The following is a 25,851-nucleotide window of genomic DNA, read 5'->3' on the forward strand; positions in this document are numbered from 1 at the left end:
GCCGCGTTGATCGTGTGTGGGTCGGGTTGTGGCGTAGTGCTGATGGTGGCGGGTTCGGTGGTGTCGATATCGGGGGCTGATTTCGAAGACCAGTGCGAAGCGGCATTGGGGCGGCCATCAGGCAGGGCGAACAGTACCGGGGGCGGTGTTCCACCCGGAGGGAGCAGTCCGACGGGCCTGTCAGTCATCCCGCCTACGAATCCTTATGCGGAGCTCACAATCGCCGCTGACGACAAAATCGTTTCCGACCGGCACCGTGCCTGTGTCTCCGCCATGCGGTCTGCCCCGCGCCAGCTGCCCCCACTGCAGAAAGCCAACGCGGGTGCGGCCGCCGCTTGCGCTGCCCGCCTTGCTGTCGGAGACAGTCCGCTTGCGCTGGTCCGTTTACGCGTGGTCGAGGGGGCGGGGACGGTCGACGGCCCCACCGCTGGGGCGTTCGGCCCGGCAGCGGCGGTCAGATATGTGGTCTACCAAGCGTCTGTTGCGAGCGCAACAGGTCGATGTGTCGAACCAGCCAGCACTCGCACCGGACACGAGGATCCAGTGCCCGAACATACCGATTCCTCGTTCCGGCGGGTTGATAGCGACGTCGTTCGCCCAGGTCCATGCGGGCAAGCGTGGACCGTGGATCGGTCGGGTAATCCTGTCCCAAGGGTAGTGCTCCTGCCGCCCACTGTCGCCGAACAAGGAGTTTGCGGCCAGCGCGTAGATGCGGCGGCGATATCGGCTGGAGATCTCGTCTTCTGGGGGCATCGCAACAATGCCCCGACACGAGTCGGTATCGCTGTCGATCGGACCCAGCTGGTGACCGGTGATCCGACGACCGGAACTTTTGTGCTGCAGCAGATAACGTCCGGCGGCGATGTCCGGGTGAAGCGAGTGCTGGCGGGTGCGGGATGGTGACAAGTACCGAACTCTGGTCTTCGGTCGAGACGCCGGACAACCCGCTGACACCATGGTCGGCGCGAGGGGGACACGACCGTCCGGGTGCGCGGTCTCCATGGGCTGTGCCCGGGGCGGCGAACTCGCGTGACGCCTCGGCTGAGGAGGGCCAGTCGACCCAACCGTGGACCGGGTCGATGCCGGGTTCGCTTGGAACCCAAACGGGTTTGCCGTGGGGACAAGCCGGTGCGGTCCCCGAAGGGACCGCACGGGATCGGCCGACTGATGCGGTGCCGGTTGCGGTCGGTGAGGATAGGTCGGTGATCGCCGCGCCGACTTCGGCCCTGACGCTCGCCGCACAGGCTGGGACTGGACAGACCCCTGCAGCTGCGGCCGCGCCGGCCGGGTTCCCACGCACGCCGCGTGCGGAAAGCGCCGGGTCACCGCAAGGGTGGCCGACCGAGCCGCTGCGGATGCTTGCGGACCGCGCTCCGTTGACCGTCGCACCACCGTTGATCGGACCGACTGGTGCAAAGGGCGCCGGTGTCGCCGTTGAGCCCGCCCACGGTGGCGCGACAGCTGGCGATATCGCCGTCGCGACGTCGTCGCAAGCACTGCGCACGTTGCAGGCGCTGGCCGCGATGTACGGCAGTGGTGCCGCGAAACAGCTTGCAGCGCAGCGACTGTGGGAACAGTCTTCAGCGAATGGTGCTTCCGGCGCGACTGCGGACGCGATCGCGGCAGCCGGACTGTCGTACAGCGATTCCGCCGTGACCTTCAACGACCTGGATGGACAACTGAGAGGTCAGCTCGACGCGCTCTCGGAGCGGAACCAGGTCGATCAGCTGACTTTCGATCAGATTCTGCGCAATGTCGAAGTCGCACTGGCCAGGCTCGGACCCGCCGCCGATACTCCGCAAGGACGTCAGCAGGTCAATGGAATACTCATCGTCGCACTGCGACAGGCCCAACTCGTCGTCGCGACGGGCCAGGCCAACGCGGCCGCCACCGCCGCGGCTGTCGATCGCCTCACCAGACGCTTCGCGCAGAGCGTCCCAGCACCGGGTAGCCCAGTTGCCCGGCCCGGCGGCCGTATGCCAGGCGGACAGGTAGGGCAGTGGATTCAGCAGGCGCTCGGGGTCCTCCAGCGCATGGGCTACGACATCAACAGAATCGATCCTGAAGCGATCGGGATCATCATTAAACACGAATCGAGCGGAAATCCGAATGCCGTCAACAACTGGGACAGCAATGCCAAGAAGGGAACTCCGTCCAAGGGCCTGATGCAGACTATTGGCCCAACCTTCGAGCGGTGGGCTGCGCCGGGGCATCGCAATATCTTCAACCCGGTAGACAACATTGTCGCCGGGGTTCGCTACGCGATCAATCGCTACGGGTCGGTGAGCAATGTACCCGGAGTGCGCGCGGTGCGCAGCGGCCGAAAGTACGTGTGGTACTGAGATGGTCGCCCCTACCGTGCCCAGCGCACCCGCCGACACGCGAACGAACAACGCGCGACGCGGACGGAGCGGAGCGACGAGCACGTCTTCTGACAGTAGCGAGGTGAGCCAGAAACATGCGGCGGCGCCGGTGGTTTCGACGGGTACACCGGCAAACCCGGCCCTCGCTGCCCCCGGCGCCGTCCCGATGTCCGTCGAACCGGCAGCCGAATCACGGCGTGGGTCAACTGTTTCCCGACCCGGCCCGGAATCCTCCGTCTCGCTGCCCGGTTCGGAGGGGCCTTTCTTCGCGGCGGCGCTGCAAGCGCTCGCCGCGATTGCCGGTCAATACGGAAGCGGTGCGCCGACTGTGGATACAGGCCGGCCGCCGGGACCTCCCAGCGGGCCACCGGAAGGGCCGGTGCTCTGGGATGGTGCGGCGTGGGGGCAGTATCAGGCATTGCAGCACAACACCTCCCGGCAGGCGGATGCGCTGCGGAACCTGAACGTCGAGCTGGGGCAGTTGCTCGGCGGCGCGGCAACGACTACTACCCAGGGGCGCGCTGCAATCGGTTCGATTGTCGCGGAGGTCAATACAGCCTTGACCGCGCTCGGCCCGGTGGCGAACACCGCCGCTGGACGACAACTGCTGATCAGCACGCTCGACAACGCGCTGCGGCAGGCCGGAACCGTTCTCGGTGGCGGTCAACTGGCCGCCGCTGTCACCGCTGATCAGGTTGAGCGGCTGGCCGACCGCTATCGGAGGGAGTCTCGCGATTCGCCATCGCCGCGGCGCCGGGCTCTTGGTGCCGATTCCGGTCGCCGCGCTGACGGACCGCCCCGGACCCGTCCGTCCGGACAGCAGGGCCAATGGATCGGAGAGGCGCTGCGTGTGCTGGCCGCCCACGGCTACGACATCAGCCGGATCGATCCCGCCGACATTGCGGCGATTATCCAACACGAATCGGGCGGCAACCCGCACGCGATCAATCTGTGGGACAGCAATGCCGCCGCCGGGATCCCTTCCAAAGGGTTGATGCAAACAATCGACCCGACCTTCAACGCGCATTCCCTACCAGGACACCGCGATATCTGGAACCCGGTCGACAACATTATTGCCGGAGTCCGGTATTCGATCGACCGATATGGGTCGGTCAGCAACGTGCCGGGAATTGTGCAGTTGCGGGGTGGGGGCGGCTATGTCGGCTACTGATCCCGACCTCCCCGGCAGGGGGCAGACCTCATTGTCGTCCGGAAATCGCTCAACCATACTTTCCGCTTTGACACCGTCCGCGGGCAGTCGGCCGCACGGGCCGGTATTCCGTTGGGACGACATGGATCCGGCACGATGGCATCCGTGCTCAGTGTTGCAACGAGTCCGGGAGTGGATCACAGCGAAGCGGTGGCGCCGCAGAATCGCCTGGGTACTGCTCAGCTTCGTCGTGTTGTTCGTTGTCCCGGCGATCGTCGGCGCGGTGGCGGTGGCTCGCGGCGTAACCGGAGAGGGTGGTGCCTCCCAGATTCACGGACTCGCTTGGACGAATGTTCGGGACTCGTCGGGAGTTCCGGTGTCGAGCTACTTGCTCGCTACCGATCAAGGTAGTGTGCTGGAACCGCTGACGACGATCATCTGCGTTCTGCTCAATCTCGAATTCATCGGTTACCTCACGATTCAGACGACCGCGATCTGGTTGATCGGGGAAGTGTACGAGTTGCGTTGGTTGGACTGGGCTGCCAAGGCGACGCAGGGCGGGCTCGAGGATCTGGCGAGCGTGTTGGGACACCCGATCGTGATGACGGCCGCGGCGACGGTGGGGGCGTTTTGTGTGGCCTGGTTCATTGCGCGGGGATTCCAGGCGAAGGCGGCCAGGCAGGTGGCGGTGATGCTCGCGGTTGCGGTGCTCGGTCCGGTGCTGCTGGCCGATCCGCTGGCACCGGTGTACGGACCCATGATGCAGGGGCGTGATGTCGGTGTATCGGTGGCGGCGGGGTTGTCCGGAGATTCGGCACCCAATCCGCTCGGGGTCATGGCGGATTTGCAGGCTGGGATGGCTGATCTCCTACGCCTGCAGGTGCAGATACACAACTTCGGGCATTCGGTGGACCGCAACGAGTCGTGCCGCATGGTGTGGTCGTCGGCGGTGCTCGCCGGCGACGCCGACGCAGTCAAGGAGGGGATGCGGACGTGTGGCGATTCGGCGGCCTTCGCCAGTGCACAGAACCCGACGATGGGGCAGGTTGGGACCGGGCTACTACTCCTTTTTTTCGCGGTGGGACAGTTGCTCTTCGCCGGATACACCTCGTATAACGTGCTCAGGGCGGGCCTTGATGGCCTGTTCTACGTGGCGAAAGCAATTGTCGGTGTCACGGTGGGCGGCTACATTTACGGGGCACCACAGACGGGTCTGATTAAAGATGGCCTCGGATTTCTGACCGCCATTCTGAAGGTTGCGTCCGTCCTGATTTTCTCTGCGCTCTATCTTCGCATCCAGACAAATATGGCGCGGAACGCGGAAGGGCAGGTGATCGCGGTTTTGTTCATGGCCACATTGATCCAGTTCGTCGCGATCGTGCAGATGTGGCGGTTGAGGGAAGGTCTCAACCGTGGCGCCGACTGGTTCAGTGACCGGTTCGCGTCCGCAATTCAGGGAGGTGGCGCAGTCGCCGGGTCGGGCGGCGGCAGAGCGCTGGGGATGGGGCCGGAGTCGGCGGCTATCCCTGGACTCGGGTTCCTCGCCGCACTCACCGCACTCAATACGTTGAACGCCTCACCGGCGCTCGGTTGGCTGTGGGCCGGGACGCCCAATCCGCTCAACCCATTGTCACGCAAGAAGAAGACGATCGACACGATCAACGCCCAACGGTTCCCCTGGCAGCTGCAAGAGGCAAAGATGCAGCATTTGAGCCGGATGGGTGCGATAGAGGAAGCGAGGGAGCGCGCGGCAAACGATGGTGGCTTCGATACCGCCCTTGGTGTAGCCAGCGCCTACGAAAGGCTCCTGGACCTGGAAGTCTCCAACGAGCTCAGAATCGGCATGTTGGAGGTGTCGGGAGCCACGCGTGCGGCGGCCCGCGCCGCACGGATCGCGGCCAGCGTCGAAAGCCGCAGCAACAAACGAAACATGATGGGGTACGACCCGGTTCAGCGCGCTATCGCGTCTGCCCTGGCAATCGATGGGCATGCTGAATATGCCGATCCCACCGCCCTTGCCGCCCGAGCTGTCGTGTCCGCGCGATTCGCAGAGGCAAGTTCGCGCGTAAGTGACCCCGCAAAGGTGAACGAGGCGCAAGCCGCTTACTTCTTGGCTAATCCTGATCGGAAGAGAAAGGATTGGGAGAAATTGAACGACGAAACGCGCTGGGAGATCGGTCGCCGTGCAGCTCAGGCGCACAGTTTGGCGGCTTATAACTACTACTTGGAGCCCAGTGACATCAATCTCAGAATGTTGCAGCAGACCACCAATAGGCTGTCTACCCTCGATCACCTCGACATCGGTACAGAAGGTAAGGATCCGTGGGACGAGTAACGGGTCGGTCCAGGCGTCCGCTCTGCGCCAGCGGTCGTCGAAACGAGTGCCAGCCTGTATTCGCTGAACTAATCCCCAGGGGTGGGAATCATCGAGAATAGGGGAGTGGACGGCCGATCCGGACGGAGCAGGTGATCGTATGGCGGAGTTCCTCGGCCTGGGATGGCAGGACTTGATCGTCGGCGGGGTAAGTGGAGCAGCATTTTTGGTCGGCGGACCGGTTGGTGGGGCCATCGCGGGTGCCGCCGTGGGCGGGGCGCTGGGATGGGCGACGACGGGAAGTTTTGGGGAGGGGTGCAAAGCAGCCCTGGTCAACGGTGCGTTCGGCGCTATCCCGGGTGGGGTGCTCGGCGGTGCCACCAAGGGCCTGGTGGGAGGAGGTGCCAAGGCGCTGGCCAATAGTTTCACGGCGAATAATGTCAAGCAAATTGTTCCGGATGTGGCATTGGGTTTCAAGGACAGGTTGCTCAATTCGCGCAATTTGATGGTACGCCCAGGCGTAGGCACCGTGGCCACCGGTCTCGGTACTGCCTACAGCGGTCCCGGTCAGCGCAAATATTGGGGAGTCGGAAGTCTTCCCACCGTACCCATCGGTAACGGTGCGTGAGGTCACTACAGTGGAGATGTTGTCCTTACTGAAGCCGGACATGGGGTCTCCGGGTTACCCTCGGACCTACAATTACTCCGCGTACACGAACGGCGTGTACGACAGTTTTCCTCGTTTTTTGCGAGGGTTGTTCGATAGCTGTGGTGTGGGCTCCAAGACGGATCCGCCGACCAAGGATGTATTTACCAAGCTTCCTGCGGCCACCGACCATAGCTTTACCAACTACGCCGTCGCTCGTGCGAACCTCGAGCGGGGCCTTCAGGAACTCATTGAGGCCGACAAGAACGTGGTCGAATTGGCCAGAGCCAGCGCGGATAGAGCCCAGCTGGCACAGGAGAAACTGAACGCTGCGATCGTCGCGCTCAACAATATGGCGTCTACACCCGCACCGTACGGGATCAGCCAGGACGATCATATGCTCAGCTATCTCACACAGGTCACCGAGCGTGCCGAGGAAGGTATGAAGGAAGCCCACAACGAACTGGCGCGTTTGGCGACCGAAGCGCCGGATCCAGGAAAGAAGGATCCGGGCGAGGATAAAACGCCCGAACTCGGCGACCTGAAACCGCCTGGGGAGGGCGGCGATCCGCCGCCGCCACCCGATTGGTCGTCACTGCTCGGTTCAGGCGGCAACCTGAACGCGGTTCCGGGGAACGGGCCCGGTGTCTCCGACAGGATTGACGACTTGGCCCGCCGGTACAACCCTTCGTCTCCGCCAACTCAGCTCGGTGCGGGCACCGGTCTCGGTGCCGGTCTCGGCGGGATGGACATGATGAGCTCACTGATGCCGCAGCTGCTCGCTCAACAGGCCATGCGGGACATGGCCGATCGCAGTCGCGGGGATATGCGCGAGGCGCCGGATTTGGAGCGGCGCGAACGCCGCACCGACCCCCCGCCGATTGCGGCGGCCGTGCCGGCGGCGACGCCGTGGTCTGCTCCGCCTGCTCCCCCTGCACCGCCTGCACAGCACGCGAGCGCACCTTCCGGCGCGTCCTCCCCAGCCCAGCCAGGGCCGCAGCAGCCGGCGCGACCGCGTGAGGCGGATGGGAGCGTGTTGTACACCTTCCCGGACGGCCGAAATCAGAAGGTCTCCGCAGTGGTCGCGCAGGCACTGGACGCGGCCTTTGCCAACACAACCGGCACGGATGCCAAGGCGGCGTATGCGGATACCACTGCCAAATGGTCGGGCGGCAAGGACAAGGCCGAGGATCCCGGCCAGCGGGTCGACCCCTACGAGTTGATGACCGGCGACGTCGCCAGTTGGGACAGTGGGCGCACAGCCATCGTCATCACTTGGGGTTCGGAGACGGACGGGACGCTCGAGGTCGTCGTGGACGGCGCGCAGAGGATGTTTGAGGGGGAGATGCACGGCGGAGACGGCGATTTCGGTGACTTCGCCGGGTTCTTCCATCCACCTGGAATCGAATTGCCCGCCGGGGCAGCCAGTGCGCCGCCCTCGGACGTCGCCGCCGCCGACCAGGCGGGCGCGGCGCCCTCGGTGGCGGTGCCCGCGCCCGCATAGTGCAGGAGGAGTCATGGAGCTGAATGTCGATCCCAGGTCGCTGGCCGATGTGGCGTTGGTCCTTGCGGATACGGCATCCGGCACCGATGCGGTGCTGCCACAGAGCTGGTTGGTACCTGCCGGAGCAGACATGATTTCACAGGTGCAGAAGCGGCGCCTCGACGCGAATCTTGCGATGCTGCGCAACGCCGCGACCGTGGTTTTCGACGAGATCGAGTCGATTTCCCATCGCGTTGGCAGTGCGGCAGCGGACTACAGCGAGGCTGACAACGTGAACGCGCTCGTGCTCGGCGGTGGTCACGGTGATGTGGTCGATAACCCGGTAGGAGCGGTCCACCGCGGTGGCAGCCAGCAGGTGCCGCCGAGGGGCAGTGTGCTGAGCGGCGCGGTCGATCCGCTGACTTTCGCCAAGCAACTGCGAGCCGGGCCGGGTCCGGATGCCGCGCAAGGGCTCGCCGCCGCGTTCCGCAGCTACGTGCGGGGTCCATATACCACGCTGCGCAGTTCGGTCGACCGGGCCGCGGCGGCGATGCAAAGCTGGACACCGGTGGGGTACGCGGCCTCGACCACGCTTACCCGATACCGTGGCTTGCTCGACCAACTTGGTGATGGTTTCGCGCGCTGGGCCGACGATGTCGATGCTTACGGCAACGCGTTCCGCACCGCGAAGGCGAAACATCCGGCGCCGGAAGAGATCATCGCGGCTCGCAAGGAACTGCTCGCCGCTATCCGGGCTGAAGACGAACTCGGGGTCCAGCGAGCCTTGGCGAAACTCGAAGAGCTCGACGTACGTTCGGCGGAGACTGTCGGCCGGTACGCGACCGAGACCGGTGTTGAGATCTCCGACAGTGAGCGTTCGGGCGGTGGCGGTGATTCCAGTTCCCTGACTTCGATGCTGCCCGCCTTGCTGAGCTCGATGGCCGCGGGCGGACTGCCTATGGCGCAGGACTTGATGAGTCCAGCGGATGAATATGGCTATGACGAATACGGTTACGACGATTCCTTCCTCGACGACTACGCGTACAGTCCGGTCGGCGCACCGAGCGGGCTTGGGGGCGTCCCGGTGAGCGCCGACTTCAGTCCGGTGGAGGCCGCTGACCCCGCAGTCGTGGTGGGGCCGATGGCCACCGGCAGCGCATTGGGCGCCGCCGCGTCGAGCGCGCCGCGCGCACCGGTGATCGAGCCGCTGAACACCTCGTCAGCCGGTGCGGCGCACGGGCGTGGCGCTGCGGGCATGCCCTACATGCCCTACATGCCGATGGCGCCGGGCATGGGTCAGGGCGGCGGGAACAACGAGCGCAACCGTGTCGTTGCCTGGCATCCGGATCGCCTGATGTACGTCGACGACACACCGCATACCGAGGCGGTAATCGGGGAGCGGCCGACGATCGCCTTGTCGGTGACACCGCCTACACCGACCCCCGCCGACCCAACCCGCAACGGAGGATCCTCATGAGCGCCATCCATCCCGACGTACAAGCGGCGCTCGACATGGCTCGCGAATTGCGCCACCGCATCGCTGATCTACGCGAGCGAATCGACAATGTGCGGGCGCGCCGCCCGTCACCGAGCGGCGCGGTGATCCCCGAAGTCGACGCGATGGGCCATCTCACCGATCTCTACCTGGCGCCTGGCACCGTGCGGCGGTTCACCGGCCACGAGCTGGTCACCGAGATCATGGCGGCCATCCGGGAAAGTACCGATGACGCGGCACGGCAGCATCAGGTCATCATGGATACCGCTGTGCCGCCGGACCTTTCCGCCCTGCAGCGGTCCACGAACGGCTCGGAGCCGACATCGTGAACGAGGCAGGCGAGGTCACTGTGGCCGACACCGTACGGTGGCTGCACGAGGAGGGGCTGATCCGGCTGGCCGGGGTCGGCGCTCGAATGTCCGATCCCATCGCCGCGTACGCCGTCGATGTCGCCACTGGAACGGTTGTCGTACATCCAGTCGCCGGTGTCGGGCTCGGCTCCGATGTGCTGACCCTGGCCGCCGACGATCTGCCGTTCCCAACGGGTACCTCGAAGCGTCTAGTGATCGTCGGGGTCACGACTGCCGACGCCGTGCTCGTCGTCGACCTGGCGGCCAGCACCGACATTGCCATCAACGCCGACGCCCCGGAAGAAGCTGCCCGTTCCTGGGCGATGCAGTTGTTGATGAATCCGGACATCACGCTGACCACCAACAGCGCAGATATCGCCATAGGCCCGAATACTCGATGCGGACACCGCTTTCTCCCGGGAACCGACACCGTGGTTATCAACGTCGATGATCGACGCCCGCCCATCACGACCGTCACGCTCAATGCGACGACGGATGGACCAGACCACCTCGACGTCTATCCGGACGGATCAGGTGAGCTGTATCTGGGGGCCAGGTTCTGGGAACTGCGGCGGGTCATGTGTATCGACGATGTCGCGTGGTCAAGTCTCACCGAAACCCTGCTGCAACCCGATTCCGCTGGTGATTCTGAGCCGGCGCAGGAGCATCGACTCGCGCCGGTTCCGGAACCCGAATTTCCCGTGCGACTCCAGGAGGGTGGCCGATGACCGAGAAATCAGAACCGCAGCGGGCCGACCTCGATCCGGATGGTGACCCGGACGAAGCAGAGCTGCCACCGGATTGGCCGACCATGACCTACGAGGTGTTCAATCCCGGCCACACCGTGGGCGTTGCCTGCGACCGCGACGGCCAGGTGGTCGGGCTGCACATCACCGACGATGCCAGGGACAACGGCGACAGCTGGCTGGCGAAGGAGATCGTCCGCATCGCGCGACTCGCGCATATGAAGTCCCGGGTCGGACTGCGAACCGAGATGGAGTACAAGGGGGTCCTCCCGTACACCGTCGATTCGTTCGACCTGCCCACCGAAGCCGCGTATATCGCAGCCGAAAACGCCGAATTCGGCACTACCTCCTGAACGCCGGACTCGGCACAATCCATGAATGGAGGCCACGTGCTGGATATCGATTCGCCGTCCGAGGTCATTGCTGCGGCAGTTGTTTTCGCACGCTCCGTCACGGCGGTGACCGACCGCGTCGCGGCAACGACCCGGGAGTGCACGCCGCAACACGCACCGGTATCGCAACTAGATCACCAACTCGTCGCCAGTCTCGAGTGGATCAAGTCGGTCTGCGCACGCGCAGCCGCGACCGGTCGCGCCGACTCCGAATCCTCCTTTCAAAAGACCGTCCGGATTGCCGAGGCGCTCGATGCGGCGGACCAGCACGGCGCACAGCGAATCGCGAAGTATGCGCCGATCTGATCGGCGCAGTCGAGGCGAACGGAAAGCGGATGGAACCGCAGCGGAACTTTCCGTACTGGGCCGATATCGTCGGCGAGAACTGGCCGGCGATCGGTCCGGAGGACTGGATCGCCCTCGAATCGGTGGCCCGTGACGGCGTTGCTGGGTTAGACGCGGGCGCGGTCACCCAGGCGAGGCACGCATTCGACGAGGTCGTACGGTCCAGCGCCGCGTTGGAGCCGGTTGAACAGCAGATGCGGCGGGCGAACCCGGTGGCCTACGTTGAGGCATTGCTGGCTGCGGCGGATACCTTTCGGGTTTTCGCGGGGGTGGTCGGCCGCACCAGCCATCAGATCCTCGACATCGTCGAGCAGGCCAAGCGCCGGATCGACGGTATACCCGAGACGAGCGAATCGGGTGACGAGGAGGACCAACAGCACCACGGCGCGGCCAGCGTCGGTGACATTGTCGCCGAGGCCCGGGCCGAGGTGGTCGACGTGGCGACCGAGGCCGCCGCGGCGGCCGAATTCATGACCCGGCCGCTGCTCGCAAGAATCGCGGAGGCGCTGGGTCAGCCGGTGCCATGGCAACCGGAACGCGAGCGCTCGCCACGGAATTCACCCGGGTCGCCGCCAGTGTACGGAGACCCGGATCAGACAACTCGGCCGCCGCTCGGCCTGCCGTCCCAGGACACACCGGGGCCCGCGCCGAGGGGCGAGTTGGGGTTGGTCCCACACGAGAACGGATTGCCAGGTCTATACGATCGCGAGCATTCGGCGGCCGGGCCCGCGGTCGTGCGCACCGATAGTTTTCCACTGCTCGGCGCGGGAGCGGGTGGGGGCGACACTCGACCGCCGGAGCCGGAAGCGGCCGAGTCCGATGGGGCGGCCTCTGACCGCCCGGTGAAGTCATCTGCGCCGCCGGATTCGATCATTGGTGCGGCATCGGATCGCACCGCACGACCGGATCTCGGCAACGTCGTGGACCAGGACAGCGGGACGGTCGTTGCAGCGGATCAAGTTCTGGGCGAGGCAACGGATTCAACTGTGGTGCCGTTGGTTGCGGTGGATCCATCGCGCGCGCTGTCGCTGTCAGCAGTGGGGGCGCCCCTATTGGCGGCGGCTGCTGCGGTCCATCCCGCGGCGCTTGCCCCGGCGGTATCGAATCCTCAGTCGCCGGCGCAAGCGCGAGGCGTGATCCCGTCAGCGGGCTCGACTGCGGGTGCTGTCGCCGCTGAGGCGTCGGCCCAGCCACCTGCTCGAACGCCGCTGCGTGGCAGCGGCTCCGGCGAGGCAGCTGGGTCCGATACTTCGGTTCGCGAGGCGGTAAGCGCCGCGATTGCCGGGGCAGCCGCGCCTTCCTTCGTAGTCGGCGAGCGAGTCGACGGGGATCTCGTGCTGGCGCGAACGCTGCTGAGTGGCGTACTCGCGGTCGCGGGAACCTCGATGGTCGGACCGGCATGGGCGATCTCGGTGATGCGGCAGCCGGTCGGTTTGAGTGTGTTCATAACGTCGAACGAGGGGCGAGGCTGGTTACCGGCAGGGCTGTACCTGCCGAGTGAGCTGTCGACACCGTGGGTATGGGCGGTATCGGAATCTTCGGTGTGGGAGGGCATCTCGGATCCGGTGCGAATCCTCGTGGAGTTCGGGATGGCGTGGGCCCGCAAGTCGGGGGCTCGGCTGTCGGCGGTCGCGTCCTCGGCACCGATCGATCCAATATTGCGTGCGCGGCTGAGCGACGTTTCGATGGCAGGCTCGGTACCTGCGGCCAAAGAACCAGACTTCGGTTCACCCGGGCCAGGCTTGGTGGACCGTTTCGGGCTGGTCGGATCCCGGCGCGCGCGGGAATGGGTCGATGGGATACCGGACGATCAGGTCCGCGCCCGGTGCGTCGAGTTGGCGTGGAATGCACATCTGCGAGTGCGGCTTTTCGAGACAAGCACACCGGAGCCGTTGGGACTGTCGGTATTACGTGATCGGATACTACGGGCGGTGGCCAGCGGCGCTGCGCCACAGCCACAGTGGTGGGACGAGCTGCGTGACGCGGACGATCTGCTCGCGGCGTCGCTGATATCCCGCCGGATCGACGTGGCACAGGTGGGCATCGGGCAGTTGCGCACCGACGATCCCGGCCACCGCTCGGAAGCAGCGTTGCTGCGCGAGTTAGTTTTCCAGCGCCGATGCGACGAACTTGTACTCCTGCTGGCGACCGAGCCGACGACGCAGCTGCTCCGCGAGATGGTATATGCGCACGGGCAGATCGTGGATCACCCACTATTCGAAGCACCGGAGGCATCCGCGGTGCCGGATGACCGCAGGAGAATCACTACAGCCGACCCCACGGGGAGGGGCTCGAGAAGCGTGCCGAGGTGAATCCGCTGCGTGGTGTCGTGCAGGCCGTAGCCGGAAGGATCAGGGGCCTCGCCGATAAAGAGACGAGAGCGCTGGCCTGGCGACTCAATATGGCAGCTGACGGCAGCCGGGATAGTGTACTGAGGGCGATGGGCGCCGATTCCGTGATCCCTGCTCGAATGGACCCTTTCGACAGCGGCGCACGCAAGCCGTTCAACAATGCAAGTTCGGGGGCGGACTTCTTTCTGCGGAACATATACGGTAGGCAGTATCACCACGACTACTCAACACGAGCCTTCGCGTACATCGATTCGTTGGCCTCGGTCCCTGCTGGGTGGCACCGCATATTCGCCTATTTTGCGCGCGGGCGACCCAACGGAGGAATCTGGCTCGGTGACACAGATCTCCTCAATCTTGGCCACCCCGACTGGCCACCGGGAAAAGAGGGTGGGCCGCAGGGAGCGCCGAATGGTGTGACGTGGGCTCACATACTCGGTTTGTACGACAGCAATAGCCGGGCCATGCTGGTCGGCCGCGGGCTCGGTGGCAGCGTGGACGTCGCAGTGCACGAGCTAGGTCATGCCGTCGATCATGCCCTCGGCGAGCAGGGCAAGGACGCCGTCGGCTGGTTGAGTGACGGCGAGGCCTTCAAGGCTGTGCACTCTATTGTTGTTCCCTATCTGAGGAGTATCGATCCGGCTGTGGCTGACATGTACGCGGAACCCCAGACTGGGAGGAAGCAGTTGTTCGCTGAGAGCTTCGCATGGTTCCACCGCACATATGGAGAGTCGTTTTCCGGATCATTCATCGCCGCAGAGCATCTGACGGACTATTATCGAGCTCTCTCGTCAAGTTTGAGGATATAGTGACCGAAGATCATCCATTGGCCCGACGCCTCGACGACGGGCGTATTCTCTTGCGTTTCTGTGCCACCGATCCTGGCGGTGCGCTGGTCGACGGGGCCATCGTTATCGGCCCCGCAGATCCAGACTTCGCCCACTGGGAGGCGGCGATCAAACGATGGGTGCAACGAAATCCGCAACCCGAACCCGTCGAGTACGAACCCATTGACTACCAGAACATGCAAATGTTCCCAGGAGATCGGTCGTGAGGTCGTAAGCAGCTGCTTGCTTGGGCGACCGTGGGCAGCCGGATGTCGCAGGAGGGTCAGCCCAGCACACGTACTTTGTTGTCAGGCATGGGAATACGAGCAACCGGTTCGGTCCACGCTAGCCTGCGCGGATGGGCAACGTGTTGGTATCCACCGTCATAGATCGACCGCAGGCCGACGTGTTCGGCTATGTCACCGACCTGCGCCATGATGTCCACTGGTATCGCGGCATCGTTGCGGTCGACGTCCTGTCGGAGGTGGACGTGGGTGTCGGCGTCGTGTATCAGCAAGTGACCAGTCTGTTCGGCCGGACATTTACCGCCACAATGAAGGTGACGTCGTATGACCCGCCGCGTCACATGACGCTTGCTTCGATCCGGTCATTGACTCCGTTCCTTGCCCACTACCACTTCAGGCCTACCGCCGTTGGCGCGGGCACCGTCTTTACGCTCGACGCGGAGGTCACCGGTGTAGGGGCCTTCCGTTTGCTGGGCCCGCTATTCGTTCCGCTGGTTCGCCGCGCCACCATGCGGCGCCTGCGGATCCTCAAAAAAGTTCTCGAAGCCTGATGCCCGACCGCGCCGGCGGCGGACATGGGCGATGCCGTGGCGACCATCTCGTCTGCCAGATCGAGGATGAGGATTCTGGTGCGGTCTCACTGCACGCCCGCCTGACGCATGAGGTCTTCGTGCCCTCTGGGAAGTGCCCGGCCGTGGGGGTGATCAGATCATCCATGCCCGGCGGCATTGTTACCGGCACCACTTCCGCTTTTTCTCCCACGGCGCAGTCTCGCGTCCCGCCAGCGGTCGAGCGTAGACGCCGGATTCGCTGCTGAGCCCATTGTCGCCCCAGCCAGACGATGGCGTCGCCAATGCTGGGAAGCCTTGACAATGAGGGAACCAGCGGGTGGAAAAGGATGAGCGAAGATGGAATTGTATGTCGATGGCGGGGGGATGCGCTGGTTCGCCGACCGGCGCGACGACGACTCGGCGAACGCTCGAGTGTGGGGCAAACCGCCGGAGTGGCTGGCCGCGTTTCAAGGGATGCGCGCCACACTTCTCTGGCCACTGCCTGAATTGATGGGGGAGTGTTACGCAGTCCAGCAAGCCGATTGCGAGCGGGTGGCGGAGTGTGGCGACCGGGATGCCACCTTGCTGCGTGCCGCGGCACAAGGTTTCGAGCAAGCCGACAGTGCGGGCGCGGCGGCGATTATCCGCGCGCTGTAGCCATCGGCGGTGAGAAAGGACCCGACCGACTATGGCGGAGAACCTGGATATCGATACCGCGGAATTCCGCCGGTGGGCCGCTGGGCACGATCGACTGTCTGCGGAAATTCGGGACTGGGCGAAGCCGCCCGCCGAGTGGCTGGCGAGTTTCGAGTCCACCTACGGCAAGATCGCTGAGCCGGTACGCGTTGCGCTGGAACGGTATTACGGAGCGCGCGAATTAGCGGGCTTGAATCTCGCACAGCGGCATGCGGACACAGCGACGATGCTGCGCGAGGCCGCGGATGCCTTCGATCGAAACGATGCCGACAGTGGAGCGATGATTTCGTTGGCGGGCGGTGATATGGAGCGGCTGGCGTCCGGCGATCCGGCGTTCGCGCTGCCAGGCAGCGGTGGTCCCTCAGGTGGTGGGCCTGTCGGTCCTCGTCTGGATGACCGACAGGTGACAGGTGGGCCCGGCTTGATCCCGGTACCTCTCGGTGACACCGGTTCGTCGACAGGCGTTGGCTCGCCGCCGCCCGATGGGCGCGCCACGGGAACACCCGGTGTCACAGCTGCCCCTGGTGCCACGACGCCGGCCCCGGCAGGTGGGCCGGTGCTGCCGCCACCACCGCTGTCGATGGTGCCGGGAGCCACCTCCGGGCCCGCGGGTGAGCGTGCCCAGCCGCCGTTGGGATCGAGTGGAGTCACAGCCGAGACGCCGGTGCCGACACCGTTCGCCGCGGCAGTTGCCGCCGCCAAAGATCGCGCTGCGGAGCCGTCCTATGTGGTCGGTGAGGACGTCGACGACGATCTGGTGGTCGCCAGGACGTTGTTGAGCGCCGTGCTCGCGGCCGTGGGTCCATCGGTCGTCGGTCTGTCCTGGGCGGTGTCCGTGATGCGTGGCCCCGCGGGTATGGGCGTGTTCATCACCTCAAATGAGGGACGTGGCTGGTTGCCCGCCGGCGTGTTCCTTCCGCGCGGGGTATCGACGCCGTGGGATTGGGAAGAGGCGCTCGGCTCGGATCCGGGTGCGGGTGGATCTGCTTGGGAAGGGGTCGCCGATCCGGCTCGCGTGCTGGTCGAATTCGGGCTCGAATGGGGCGCGAAAGCCGGTGCGCGGCTGACGGCGCTGGCGTCCGCTGGGACCATCGATCCCGGGCTTCGAGCGCGGCTGAGTGACGTACCCACTGCAGGGCTCGTGCGCCCGTTCGCTGAACCCGATCTCCGCGTACCCTCAGCCGACACGATCGATCGTCTCGGTCTTACGGGCTCGATCGACGCACTGAAACATGCTGCGGCAGTGCCGGATTCGCGGGTCCGTTCGAAATGCGTGGGACTCGCCGTCGATGCGCATGCCCAAGTCGGCCGCACGCGGTCCGGATCGCTCGATGGTGCCGAGACGAGGGCTCTGCGGGACCGTATCCTGGCAGCGGTCGAGGCCGACGCCGAAGTGCCACAGGTCTGGTGGGACGAATTGCAGGACGCGGACGCTCTTCTGGCGGCCACTATGGTGACGCGACGGGTCGACGTCAGCCGAGTGGAGGTCGGCCAGTTGCGGTGCGACGATGACCCTACATTGCGTGACCTGATAGCCGAACGGCGCTGCAACGAGTTGGTGCTGCTGCTGGCCGAGGAGCCGACGCGGCAGTGTCTGCGTGACGCCGTCTACGCGTACGAGCAGATCGTGCGGCACCCCCTGTTTGTGGCCCGACCCATGGCGGTGTCGGTGCAAGAGCCTGCGGACGCTGGGGTGGCCGTCACCGCGCCCGACTCGACAGCAGCGGTGCCGCCGAATGGGGCCGTGGCGGCGCCGACTCCGGGTGGGCCACCGAGCGGCAAGCGTTCCCGTTGATGTTTCTCACGCTTGAGACCGTGTCGAGGAGCGTCACGTGACGAGTACCGAAATCGTCTTTCCCACAGCAGATCCGGACCTTCCCACGGACGGAACGGAGGCCGGGCAGCGTCGACGCGAGGAGGCCACTGCGGTCCCTGGTACCCAGGCCCGCCCGACGCCGTGGACTCTCGCGCCGATGCAACCTGGTCCAGGCCCATCGTCGACACCCGGGAGCGCTGCCGCGCCGTCGGGTACGTCGTCCGCGCCGCTGAGTACATCGACCGGGCAACTGCCTTCGGGCTCGACATCATCCGTACCGCCGACCAACGCGACGGTCGCGACCGCGCCGCCGAACTCGGGTTCGGCACTCGCCCCACCGGCTGCGGGAACCGTGGCACCCGCGTCCCCGGCATCCGGCTCAGTGCCTGTGCCGTCACCGCCGACGCCGGTACTTCCGCCTTCGTCGTTGGCGTTCCCATCCCTGCCCGCCGCGCCGCCGCCCGTGTTCGATCCGGATGTCGTCGCCCGGCTGGCACCGGCCGCCCTGCCCGTCATGTCGGCGGCGCTACCGATGATTACCGATGCACTGAGGGGTCTCGGCGGCGCCGATCAGACCGGCTCGGACGCCGCCGCCAGCGGCGGCATATCACCCGAAGCGCGGCGCGCAATCGATGTGCTGCAGGAAATTGAGGCGCTGTACGGCGAAGGTGCCACGGTGCCCGCCGCATCCGAACCAGGCACTTTCGCAGCGTCAGCGGCCGGAGCCGGCAGCACGCTCGGCGCATACCAGCGGGCCGAGCTCTTTCAACGCAATGCCGCGGGCGCGTTCAGCGGGCTCGACGCTGAACTCAGCGGCTACTTGACCAAGCTCGCGAAGGACAACGGCGTCAGCGCCGCCGCGCTCGGCCGAATAAGGCAGGAGGTCTTTGCTCGCATCCGAGCGATCGGTCCGGCCGCGATAACCAGGGAAGGCAAGCAGGAGATCGACCGCACCGTCATGCACGCGCTGCAACAAGCCCATGCCGTGGTGGGGAGCAGTCAGGCGAAAAGCGCCGAAATCGCCGGTGTAGTCAACGGACTCGCCAATCGCTATCTCGGCGGACTGATCATGGGCTCGGCTGGGGCGAATGCGGCGGGGCTGATTGCGAAAGACGCCGCTATGGCCCAGCAGGGTAAAAAATATGTGTTCGCCACCTCGGGACCGGGCACCTTCGACTGCTCAGGATTGACCAAGTTCGCGGCGGCCAGGGCAGGGATCAAGCTCCCGCACAATGCGGAGGCGCAGTACCAGACGACGAAGAAGATCGACCCGAACCCGCGGAATCTTCGTCCCGGCGACTTGATTTTTCCATCGTCCGCAGTGAAGTCGGACGGGCGTCAGGGGCACGTGATGCTGTACATCGGAAACAATCAGGTCGTGCACGCAACCGGCGGAAGGGGTGTAGTCATCGACCAACTACCGAGAAACTATCGTGCCAGCCGGTGGGCCGCATGAGCGGCTATCGGGTACTTGCCATCCGTGGGGAGATCAGAGAATGAAGGTTTCGGTGGCGAGCGGGGTGTCGGCAGCCGGTGAGACCGAAGTACGGCTGCCTCGGGCCAAGACGCTCCAGGCGCACCCTTCGATCTCGCCGCTGACGCTGGGCGACGGCGGCGCGGGTCTTCCGTCGAGAACCGAAAGCGAGGTGCGCACATGACGGTGCCACTGCCGTTGGCGACGGTGTTCAACCCGCTACCACCCGCGGTGAATAAGTGGATCGCGGACCACCTTTTGCCGAAGGTCAAGACAGACACCCTGTATGTGGGTTCAACTCTTGAGCCCGGTGAATCGCTGCATTCCCAGGATGGGAAGTACGAGCTCAGAATGAAACCCGACGGGGATCTGGAGCTTACGGCGGACAGCCGCCGAGTGTGGAGTTCGGAGACTGCTGTCCCCACGGGCGGCAAGCTCGTAGGCGCACAGGTCGACGCAGACGGGTCGCTCAAGGTTTTCGCCGTAGTGAACGGCACCAAGACCGCCCTCTTCTCGCTGCCACTCGGATACAGCAACGGCCACCACGTCACCTTGACCGATGCGGGCAGGATGACGCTGTTCGACAGGGATGACCAATTGCTGGCTTCCGACCTGCTCGGCGCAGATGTCGGTCCACACTTCATGCTGGTCGTAATCCATCCGCCGGACGGCGCGTCCCGCGGGCTAATAGCCGCAGTAAATGCTATGCGAGAGTGGTGCCAGTTAACGCTCGATCTCTGTGGCCACCCAGCGGAGATCAAATCGTTCAAGAAGGAGCTTTTGCGTCGAGGTCTCCCGGTCGATACGCAGAGCGCGAAAACTATCTCCGAATATAATGCCAAGCTGCAGCGAATCGAAGAGTACAAAAGGGAGATGCGGGCTGCGAACGACAAAATAGGCGATATCGCAGGCCAGGCTACCGAACTCGTGAGCCGAACTCGGAACGACATCAATAACGACATAAATAGTCTCAAAGAATTCTTGAAGAACGTCAAGATGTGGTCCAATGCGTCCCCGGTGATTGCCGCTGCTTTGGCGGCCGATAAAAAAGACCACAACTCGCCCGCGCTGTCCGCAGCGACGGAATCAATCATCCTGCAGAAGATGTTCGTAACGGCTGAGTCGATCGAAAACAGGATAAAGGGCGTTACGGAATGGGTTGCTAAGGTGGAACCTGAGGTCACGCCGACCACAACGATTCCGTCCGACGGCGGCAGCGGTGGTGGCGGTAACGGCGGCGGGAACGGCTCGGGCGGCGACACTGGCGGTACATCTTCTACAGGACTTGGCGGCGGCTCTGGCGATCTGTTCGGCACCGGTCTGGACGGTCTGTCGGGTACTGGTCTGGACGGATTGTCCGGTACTGGTCTGGACGGCTTGTCCGGTACCGGTCCCGGGGGCTATCAGGTAGGCGCGGGAGACGACCCCAACGCTTCCCGGGTTTCGCGTCTGCTCGACCGAGTGGAGCAAGATCTCGCCAACAATATGAGTGCCAACCCGTCTCGGTCGGCTGCCGGGGCGGCGGACGGGCTGGCACAACAGATGATGTTGTCGCAGCTGGCGTCGAGCATGATGAACCGGAACTCTCCCGTCAACCGTATGGACCGACCGACTCCGCGCCAAGACGACCCACCTAGGGACGATTCTGCGCCGACTTCGCCGTCTCCGGCACCGTCGATGCCACAGGACACCCCACCGGCCGCGCCGCCCGCCGACACCATCGCCACGGCCGCACCGCCCGCCGACTCCGGGCCGCCATCGCCGCCGCCGTCGAACAAGCCGGTCGATATGAAACTTCCGGATGGGACGACGCAGAAGACATCCTCGGTGGTGGCTGAGGCCGTTCAGAAGGAGTGGAACAACCCCAACGGCGGCAACGCGCAGGACGCGTACGCGGGTACACCGGGGCAAAAGTCGCCCGAGAATTGGCTGCAGATCGGGCCGGAGGAGGTTGATACGGGTGACGTCGTGACCTGGGGCGAGCGCTCTGCGGTTGTCGTCGAGAAGGAAGGCAGTTTGTATCTGGTTGCCCATCAGAAATTGCTGAAGCTCGACGACGTGAACAATCCGCCGGACGATGGACACGGCGCATACGGGGATTTCGTCGCCTACTTCCGCCCGGTAGGTGCCCAGCTCGACAAATCGGGAGACGCGGACACCGCGGCCGCGTCGCCTGCTATGGCTCCCTCGGCCGGGCCGCCGCCCGCGGTGCCCGCAAGGGCGGATCGGAGTCAGGCCTGACGAATGCGACTCGGTGCCCTGGTCCTTCCGGCGTGCGGTCCACGCGCCACCCCTCTACAGCACCCGCACCACAACGGCGTTCCTGGGCATATCCGAATATTTGACATAGGACCCGGTATACGGCGCTTCGATGACTCGCCCGCCGCCGGCCGCGAGCTGGACGTGTTCGGGCCCACGGGCACTGAACGAGTCACGAGGGAAAACCAGGTCGCCGGGCTGCGCATCCTGGGGGTGCACTCGGACCCCACTGTGTATCTGCTCATAAGTCGTGCGCGGCAGCACTACCTCACCATTTGTGGCCTGAGCGATTGCGTACCGAGTCAGTCCCGAACAGTCGAAGCCGCCGAGTGAGGCCCCCATCAGGGCGCCGCCGCCCCAAACGTATGGTGTACCGAGCTCTTTCTCTGCTGCGCGGACTGCTTCGCCGCCGACTGTCCCATCCGAGGGACGTGTGGCGCGGCGGGGGCGCCGGCCTTTGCCGCCTGAGATCGATCTCGGTTGGCCGCGGCCCCGCAGCCGCCGTGGTGGGCGACGGCGTGCCCGCGCCGGCGCGGGCGGAATAATCTGGGCTGCACGCTGTCGCGCCGATTCGGAGTCGGCGTTGACCTGCTTGGTCGCGTTCGCGACAGCCATACGGGCGGCGTCGAGCAACGCCGGTCCGCTGAAGCGGCTGTCCGGTATGGCCGCAAGTGCCCGAAGCCGATCCTGGAAATCGGCGATGTGCCGGGTGAGGGCGCTACGTCCGGTCATAGTCCCGTCGGCCGCCCCGGCGACGAGCTTGTGCACCAGACCGTCTCGGCCCGTTTGTGATTCGGCGACTGCGGCGTGGTTGCCTCGGGCCTCGGCGTAGAAGGCCGCCGTCGAGCCATTGGGTGTGCGCAATTCGCCAACGGCGTCGCGACTGAGTGCCAGCGATTGCCCGCTTACCGGACTGCCTGTCCCATAAAGGCCGACCAGAGCGCGCAGCACGCCCTGGACGCCGTCGGTCAACTCGGCTGACATCGGACCGACTCACCGTCGTTCATTGACGATCACCTCCGAAAGTTTCAGCTGGCCTATTGTCGCGCCGCTGCCAAGATGTGCCTGTTCCCAATCGTGAAAAATTCGTCGGTTCTTTCCAGAGGCGGGAAGGCGGGAGAATGTAAGGGTCATTTCAGAGAGGCGGTGTCGGCTGTGACATTCAGTTTGACGGACGCGAGCACCGAAGGGCTACAGCAACTCTTGGGCTCCGCATCGGGCCGCCGGAGGCAGTCCTGGTTCTGCGTCGACACTGACCTGGTGCGCCCGCCTAATGCTTCGCCGGCGTTCAAGGGCGTGATAGCCCAGGCGGAACAGGCGATCTCGGGGGCCGTCGAGTTGCTCGGTGCTGGTGGGTGCATACCGCCGCCAGCCAACGACCAGCCTGTGGAGGCGCCGCCCACGAGCGGGTCAGGCGAGACTACGACCGAATACAAAGACGCGGTAGCAATTGTGCAGAAGCGGTTACGTCTGCTGGCGCTGATGGATCGCGAAGTCGCCAAGTCCGCCGTCGTGGCAGGTGCTCAGCAGGAACGTGCTTTCCGTGCCATTCGGGCGGTCGTCGTCGAACTGAACAAGAAACTGGAGGCCGTGGGTAGCGCGAAGCCGACTGCCGCCCAAGAATCGGAACTCTTGCGCCACATCGGGGCCGCGGCGGAGAAGGTCTACGACATTCTGGCGGTGGTTCTGCAGGCGAATCAAGATATTGCGCACGGTTCGGCCGGTTCTGGCCAGGGCGGGAGTTCCGGTGGCGGGGGTGGTGGTCTCGACTCGCTGCTTTCGATGGTTGGGATGCTGCCGATGATGGCGGCGCCGTTGCTCACCATGCTTCCGGAACTCCTGGACAAGAATGCGGAAGACAAGCAGGCCGAGGAGGATCGAAAAGCTGAGGAGGATCGAAAGGCGGAACAGGTGGAGCCGAAGCCCTCCGCTGCGCCGACCGCCGATGCGCCGCCGCCGGATGATCCGGTGGCCGCTGTCCCCGTCCCCGCGGGGCCGCCGCCCGCCGCCCCGGTCCCTGCCCGCCCGCCGCCCGCGGTGTCGACACCCCCAGCACCGCCTGCTCCGCCAGCGATTGCGACGGCTCCGCCCGTGGTGGCCGCGCCGAGCAAACCCGGTGCGGGACAGCCGGGCCCGAGTCCGCGCGACGAAAAGGCAAAAGCAGAGGACGAGAGCGAGCCCGCGCCGGGTGTTCCTGTGGAGCAGCCGTAGTCGAATAGGCGCTGGGCTCAGCGGCTTCCGTGCAGCGGAACCGCCGTGGCCTGCGCGGCTTCATTCCTGGCGGTCAGGGTTTCGATCGACCCCGGACCGCAGGCCCGCAGCGGTCGGTCGGCTGAGTCGGCCAGCCGGCCGACCGCTGGATTGGGGGCCGTCGCGAGGGGTAGAGAATCGACGACCACGCGACCAACCATACCGTCAATCAACGGCCCGTTCAATGGGTTGCACTTAAGTAATGGCAAATAGGAGTGATCGGCGTGGATGCTCTCGACTCGGGGCAGCGTACTTCCCAGGGGTGGGGAATCGGCTGCGTGTTCCATCCACGCCCGTTGATTAGTGTTCGTTGCAGCGAGGTCGGCGGAAGGAAGTCCGAGTGTCAGCGGCCGAGGACGCGTTCTACACGGGAGTGCAATGTTTGGGCCTCGTCGCCGGAGGCGTGCGGAATCAGGAGCATGCGGCGGCGGCGTTCAAGGCGGCGACGGACCTGGACCCGGACATGTGCGACGCCTGGTTGGGTCGTGCTATGGCGGGCGAGATAACCGCCGAGGTGATCTATGGGGCGTATCGCTCGGTGCACAACCTCTATCGAGATCAGCAGCGTGCCGGTCTGGTTGATCGTGCGCTGTGGTGTCAGGCAGAGGTCGGCATGTACGGGCTGCGGCTGCCGATGGCGGATCGCGATCAGATCGCGATCGCGCAGGCCTGCGCCTACGCGGAGGCCGGTGAATGGCGTGAGGCCGCGGCGATTCTGGACGAGACGCGTGGCGACGAAACGGTCGATTTCGTCCGGATGACTCTGTATTTCAGGTCCGGGAGGTGGCCGGACGTGATCGCCGAGAGGTCCGTGAAACCGGTGCTGGAGGACGGCCTACTCGATATCGCGGCCGAGTTGATGGCCGCTCAATCCCTCGCGCACCTGGGGCGTTTCGGCGAAGCGCTGCCGCGCGCGCAGCGCATCGTCGAGGAGGCATCGTCGGGCAACCTTTCCTACATTTGGGCGGATGCGCACTTTCTACTGGGAATGGTGCTGCGGCACACAGGTGATCACGACGCTGGGACCAAGGTGCTCGCCGGGCTGCAGGGCTCGGCGCTGTGGCAGGAGCGGCCTGAATGGCAGCGAGCGGTGCGGGATCGAGACTATCGGCTAGAGGTCACCACCCCGGAGGTCATCGCCTCTCGGACCGACGAGTGGGATCCGAAGTCCGGTGACGATCCGGCCGAGGTGCTCGCATCATCCGCCCGCGAAGAGCGGCAACTGTTGCTGGCGGAGGCTTCTGACCTACTGAACGCGCAGATCGGCATGGACTCGGTGAAAGAGCAAGTGGAACGGCTGAAGTCAGGCGTGCAGATGGACCAGGTGCGCGCCCGGCGCGGTCTCGCGGTGGACGCGAAGGCGCAGCATCTCATCTTTTCCGGTCCGCCGGGCACCGGGAAGACCACTGTCGCAAGGGTGATCGCCAAGATCTTCGCCGGCTTGGGTGTGGTGGAGAACGCGGAGGTGGTCGAGGCGACCCGCAAAGATTTGGTGGGTACTCATCTGGGGCACACCGCGCCGAAGACCAATGCGCTCGTCGACTCCGCGCTTGGCGGAGTGTTGTTCGTCGATGAGGCGTACACCCTGATCCAGGAAGGATTGTCCGGCGGAGACGCCTTCGGAAAGGAGGCCGTCGACACCCTGCTGGCCCGGATGGAGAACGATCGGGACAAGCTGGTGGTGATCATCGCAGGCTATGAGGACGAGATCGACCGCTTCCTCCGCTCCAATGACGGGTTGTCCTCCCGCTTCACCAAGCGGATAAGGTTCCCCGGCTACGACACCGACGAATTGGTACGTATTGCGGATCATATCGCCCGCAAGAAGGATTCGATCCTGTCCGAACAGGCGCGGGAAGTTCTTCGGGACAGATGCGACGAACTGGCCAAGCAGTCGAGCCATGGCAGGCGGCTGATCGACCTGGCAGGCAACGGGCGGTTCGTGCGCAACGTTGTCGAGGCGGCCGAGGCGGAACGCGACTATCGAGTCACCAAGGACAATTCGGACGTATCGCTGCTGACCGATGAGGAACTAATGACCATCGACGCTTTTGATATTACCGCGGCGCTCGCGGGGTTGGCGCAGACGACATCGGGGTGA

The 25,851-nt window shown here is 65.0% G+C and carries 22 protein-coding genes; 21 read left to right on the forward strand and 1 reads right to left on the reverse strand.

Annotated features, from left to right (window positions below; all coding sequences use genetic code 11):
• Positions 1-1,505: 1,505 nt before the first annotated feature.
• The 19 genes from KV110_RS17305 to KV110_RS17395 all read left to right on the forward strand — a co-directional run bounded on the left by KV110_RS17305 (position 1,506) and on the right by KV110_RS17395 (position 21,482).
• Entirely contained in the window at positions 1,506-2,342 is an 837-nt protein-coding gene (locus KV110_RS17305) for a DUF4226 domain-containing protein (RefSeq protein ID WP_218477280.1), read from the forward strand.
• A gap of 187 nt (positions 2,343-2,529) precedes the next feature.
• Positions 2,530-3,534: a transglycosylase SLT domain-containing protein gene (locus KV110_RS17310; protein WP_218478550.1), complete on the forward strand. Its 1,005-nt coding sequence runs from the start codon at positions 2,530-2,532 to the stop codon at positions 3,532-3,534.
• A 355-nt stretch (positions 3,535-3,889) separates the two neighbouring features.
• Positions 3,890-5,848 carry a hypothetical protein gene (locus tag KV110_RS17315; protein ID WP_218477281.1) on the forward strand — a complete coding sequence of 653 codons (1,959 nt, stop codon included), beginning with the start codon at positions 3,890-3,892 and terminating at the stop codon, positions 5,846-5,848.
• A 139-nt stretch (positions 5,849-5,987) separates the two neighbouring features.
• Positions 5,988-6,455, forward strand: coding sequence for a hypothetical protein (locus tag KV110_RS17320; RefSeq protein WP_218477282.1), 468 nt, complete (start codon positions 5,988-5,990; stop codon positions 6,453-6,455).
• Positions 6,448-7,977 (forward strand): hypothetical protein, encoded by a 1,530-nt coding sequence (locus tag KV110_RS17325; RefSeq protein WP_218477284.1) that lies wholly within the window; start codon positions 6,448-6,450, stop codon positions 7,975-7,977. Before KV110_RS17320 ends, KV110_RS17325 begins: the two co-directional genes overlap by 8 nt.
• 13 nt (positions 7,978-7,990) lie before the next feature.
• Positions 7,991-9,433 carry a hypothetical protein gene (locus KV110_RS17330; protein WP_218477286.1) on the forward strand — a complete coding sequence of 481 codons (1,443 nt, stop codon included), beginning with the start codon at positions 7,991-7,993 and terminating at the stop codon, positions 9,431-9,433.
• On the forward strand, positions 9,430-9,780 hold the full coding sequence (locus KV110_RS17335; protein WP_218477288.1) for a hypothetical protein: 351 nt from the start codon (positions 9,430-9,432) through the stop codon (positions 9,778-9,780). Before KV110_RS17330 ends, KV110_RS17335 begins: the two co-directional genes overlap by 4 nt.
• Positions 9,777-10,529 (forward strand): hypothetical protein, encoded by a 753-nt coding sequence (locus tag KV110_RS17340; protein WP_218477290.1) that lies wholly within the window; start codon positions 9,777-9,779, stop codon positions 10,527-10,529. The genes KV110_RS17335 and KV110_RS17340 overlap by 4 nt, the downstream gene beginning before the upstream one ends.
• Positions 10,526-10,900, forward strand: coding sequence for a hypothetical protein (locus KV110_RS17345; protein WP_218477292.1), 375 nt, complete (start codon positions 10,526-10,528; stop codon positions 10,898-10,900). Before KV110_RS17340 ends, KV110_RS17345 begins: the two co-directional genes overlap by 4 nt.
• Before the next feature lie 36 nt (positions 10,901-10,936).
• Entirely contained in the window at positions 10,937-11,245 is a 309-nt protein-coding gene (locus tag KV110_RS17350) for a hypothetical protein (RefSeq protein WP_218477294.1), read from the forward strand.
• A gap of 29 nt (positions 11,246-11,274) precedes the next feature.
• On the forward strand, positions 11,275-13,596 hold the full coding sequence (locus KV110_RS17355) for a hypothetical protein (RefSeq protein WP_218477296.1): 2,322 nt from the start codon (positions 11,275-11,277) through the stop codon (positions 13,594-13,596).
• A complete protein-coding gene (locus tag KV110_RS17360; RefSeq protein WP_218477298.1) occupies positions 13,593-14,441 on the forward strand; it encodes a hypothetical protein in 849 nt (282 codons plus the stop codon). The genes KV110_RS17355 and KV110_RS17360 overlap by 4 nt, the downstream gene beginning before the upstream one ends.
• Positions 14,441-14,686 (forward strand): hypothetical protein, encoded by a 246-nt coding sequence (locus KV110_RS17365; protein WP_218477300.1) that lies wholly within the window; start codon positions 14,441-14,443, stop codon positions 14,684-14,686. The genes KV110_RS17360 and KV110_RS17365 overlap by 1 nt, the downstream gene beginning before the upstream one ends.
• Positions 14,687-14,817: 131 nt before the next feature.
• Positions 14,818-15,255 carry an SRPBCC family protein gene (locus KV110_RS17370; RefSeq protein ID WP_218477302.1) on the forward strand — a complete coding sequence of 146 codons (438 nt, stop codon included), beginning with the start codon at positions 14,818-14,820 and terminating at the stop codon, positions 15,253-15,255.
• Positions 15,256-15,612: 357 nt separating this feature from the next.
• Positions 15,613-15,912 carry a hypothetical protein gene (locus KV110_RS17375; protein WP_218477303.1) on the forward strand — a complete coding sequence of 100 codons (300 nt, stop codon included), beginning with the start codon at positions 15,613-15,615 and terminating at the stop codon, positions 15,910-15,912.
• Positions 15,913-15,943: 31 nt separating this feature from the next.
• The gene (locus KV110_RS17380) at positions 15,944-17,746 is read left to right on the forward strand and encodes a type VII secretion target (protein ID WP_218477304.1); all 1,803 of its coding nucleotides are present in this window, start codon (positions 15,944-15,946) and stop codon (positions 17,744-17,746) included.
• Positions 17,747-18,194: 448 nt separating this feature from the next.
• A complete protein-coding gene (locus tag KV110_RS17385; RefSeq protein WP_218477305.1) occupies positions 18,195-19,223 on the forward strand; it encodes a C40 family peptidase in 1,029 nt (342 codons plus the stop codon).
• A gap of 40 nt (positions 19,224-19,263) precedes the next feature.
• A complete protein-coding gene (locus KV110_RS17390) occupies positions 19,264-19,425 on the forward strand; it encodes a hypothetical protein (RefSeq protein ID WP_218477306.1) in 162 nt (53 codons plus the stop codon).
• A complete protein-coding gene (locus KV110_RS17395) occupies positions 19,422-21,482 on the forward strand; it encodes a hypothetical protein (RefSeq protein ID WP_218477307.1) in 2,061 nt (686 codons plus the stop codon). The genes KV110_RS17390 and KV110_RS17395 overlap by 4 nt, the downstream gene beginning before the upstream one ends.
• A gap of 54 nt (positions 21,483-21,536) precedes the next feature.
• On the opposite strand, the gene KV110_RS17400 is transcribed toward KV110_RS17395, so the two are convergent.
• Positions 21,537-22,484, reverse strand: coding sequence for a C40 family peptidase (locus KV110_RS17400; protein WP_218477308.1), 948 nt, complete (start codon positions 22,482-22,484; stop codon positions 21,537-21,539).
• 93 nt (positions 22,485-22,577) lie between these two features.
• Between KV110_RS17400 and KV110_RS41805 the strand changes: the two genes are divergently transcribed.
• Positions 22,578-23,711 carry a hypothetical protein gene (locus KV110_RS41805; RefSeq protein ID WP_218477309.1) on the forward strand — a complete coding sequence of 378 codons (1,134 nt, stop codon included), beginning with the start codon at positions 22,578-22,580 and terminating at the stop codon, positions 23,709-23,711.
• A 379-nt stretch (positions 23,712-24,090) separates the two neighbouring features.
• Complete coding sequence (gene eccA / locus KV110_RS17410) at positions 24,091-25,851, forward strand: type VII secretion AAA-ATPase EccA (protein WP_218477310.1); 1,761 nt, start codon at positions 24,091-24,093, stop codon at positions 25,849-25,851.

It is taken from the genome of Nocardia iowensis (assembly GCF_019222765.1).
Lineage (GTDB): Bacteria > Actinomycetota > Actinomycetes > Mycobacteriales > Mycobacteriaceae > Nocardia > Nocardia iowensis.

Bases quoted from the DNA above. Each gene is read 5' to 3' on its own strand.
- KV110_RS17310 (WP_218478550.1), top strand. From the start codon at position 2,530: ATGTCCGTCGAACCGGCAGCCGAATCACGGCGTGGGTCAACTGTTTCC.
- KV110_RS17320 (WP_218477282.1), top strand. From the start codon at position 5,988: ATGGCGGAGTTCCTCGGCCTGGGATGGCAGGACTTGATCGTCGGCGGG.
- KV110_RS17330 (WP_218477286.1), top strand. From the start codon at position 7,991: ATGGAGCTGAATGTCGATCCCAGGTCGCTGGCCGATGTGGCGTTGGTC.
- KV110_RS17335 (WP_218477288.1), top strand. From the start codon at position 9,430: ATGAGCGCCATCCATCCCGACGTACAAGCGGCGCTCGACATGGCTCGC.
- KV110_RS17345 (WP_218477292.1), top strand. From the start codon at position 10,526: ATGACCGAGAAATCAGAACCGCAGCGGGCCGACCTCGATCCGGATGGT.
- KV110_RS17355 (WP_218477296.1), top strand. From the start codon at position 11,275: ATGGAACCGCAGCGGAACTTTCCGTACTGGGCCGATATCGTCGGCGAG.
- KV110_RS17370 (WP_218477302.1), top strand. From the start codon at position 14,818: ATGGGCAACGTGTTGGTATCCACCGTCATAGATCGACCGCAGGCCGAC.
- KV110_RS17375 (WP_218477303.1), top strand. From the start codon at position 15,613: ATGGAATTGTATGTCGATGGCGGGGGGATGCGCTGGTTCGCCGACCGG.
- KV110_RS17380 (WP_218477304.1), top strand. From the start codon at position 15,944: ATGGCGGAGAACCTGGATATCGATACCGCGGAATTCCGCCGGTGGGCC.
- KV110_RS17390 (WP_218477306.1), top strand. From the start codon at position 19,264: ATGAAGGTTTCGGTGGCGAGCGGGGTGTCGGCAGCCGGTGAGACCGAA.
- KV110_RS17395 (WP_218477307.1), top strand. From the start codon at position 19,422: ATGACGGTGCCACTGCCGTTGGCGACGGTGTTCAACCCGCTACCACCC.
- KV110_RS17400 (WP_218477308.1), bottom strand. From the start codon at position 22,484: ATGTCAGCCGAGTTGACCGACGGCGTCCAGGGCGTGCTGCGCGCTCTG.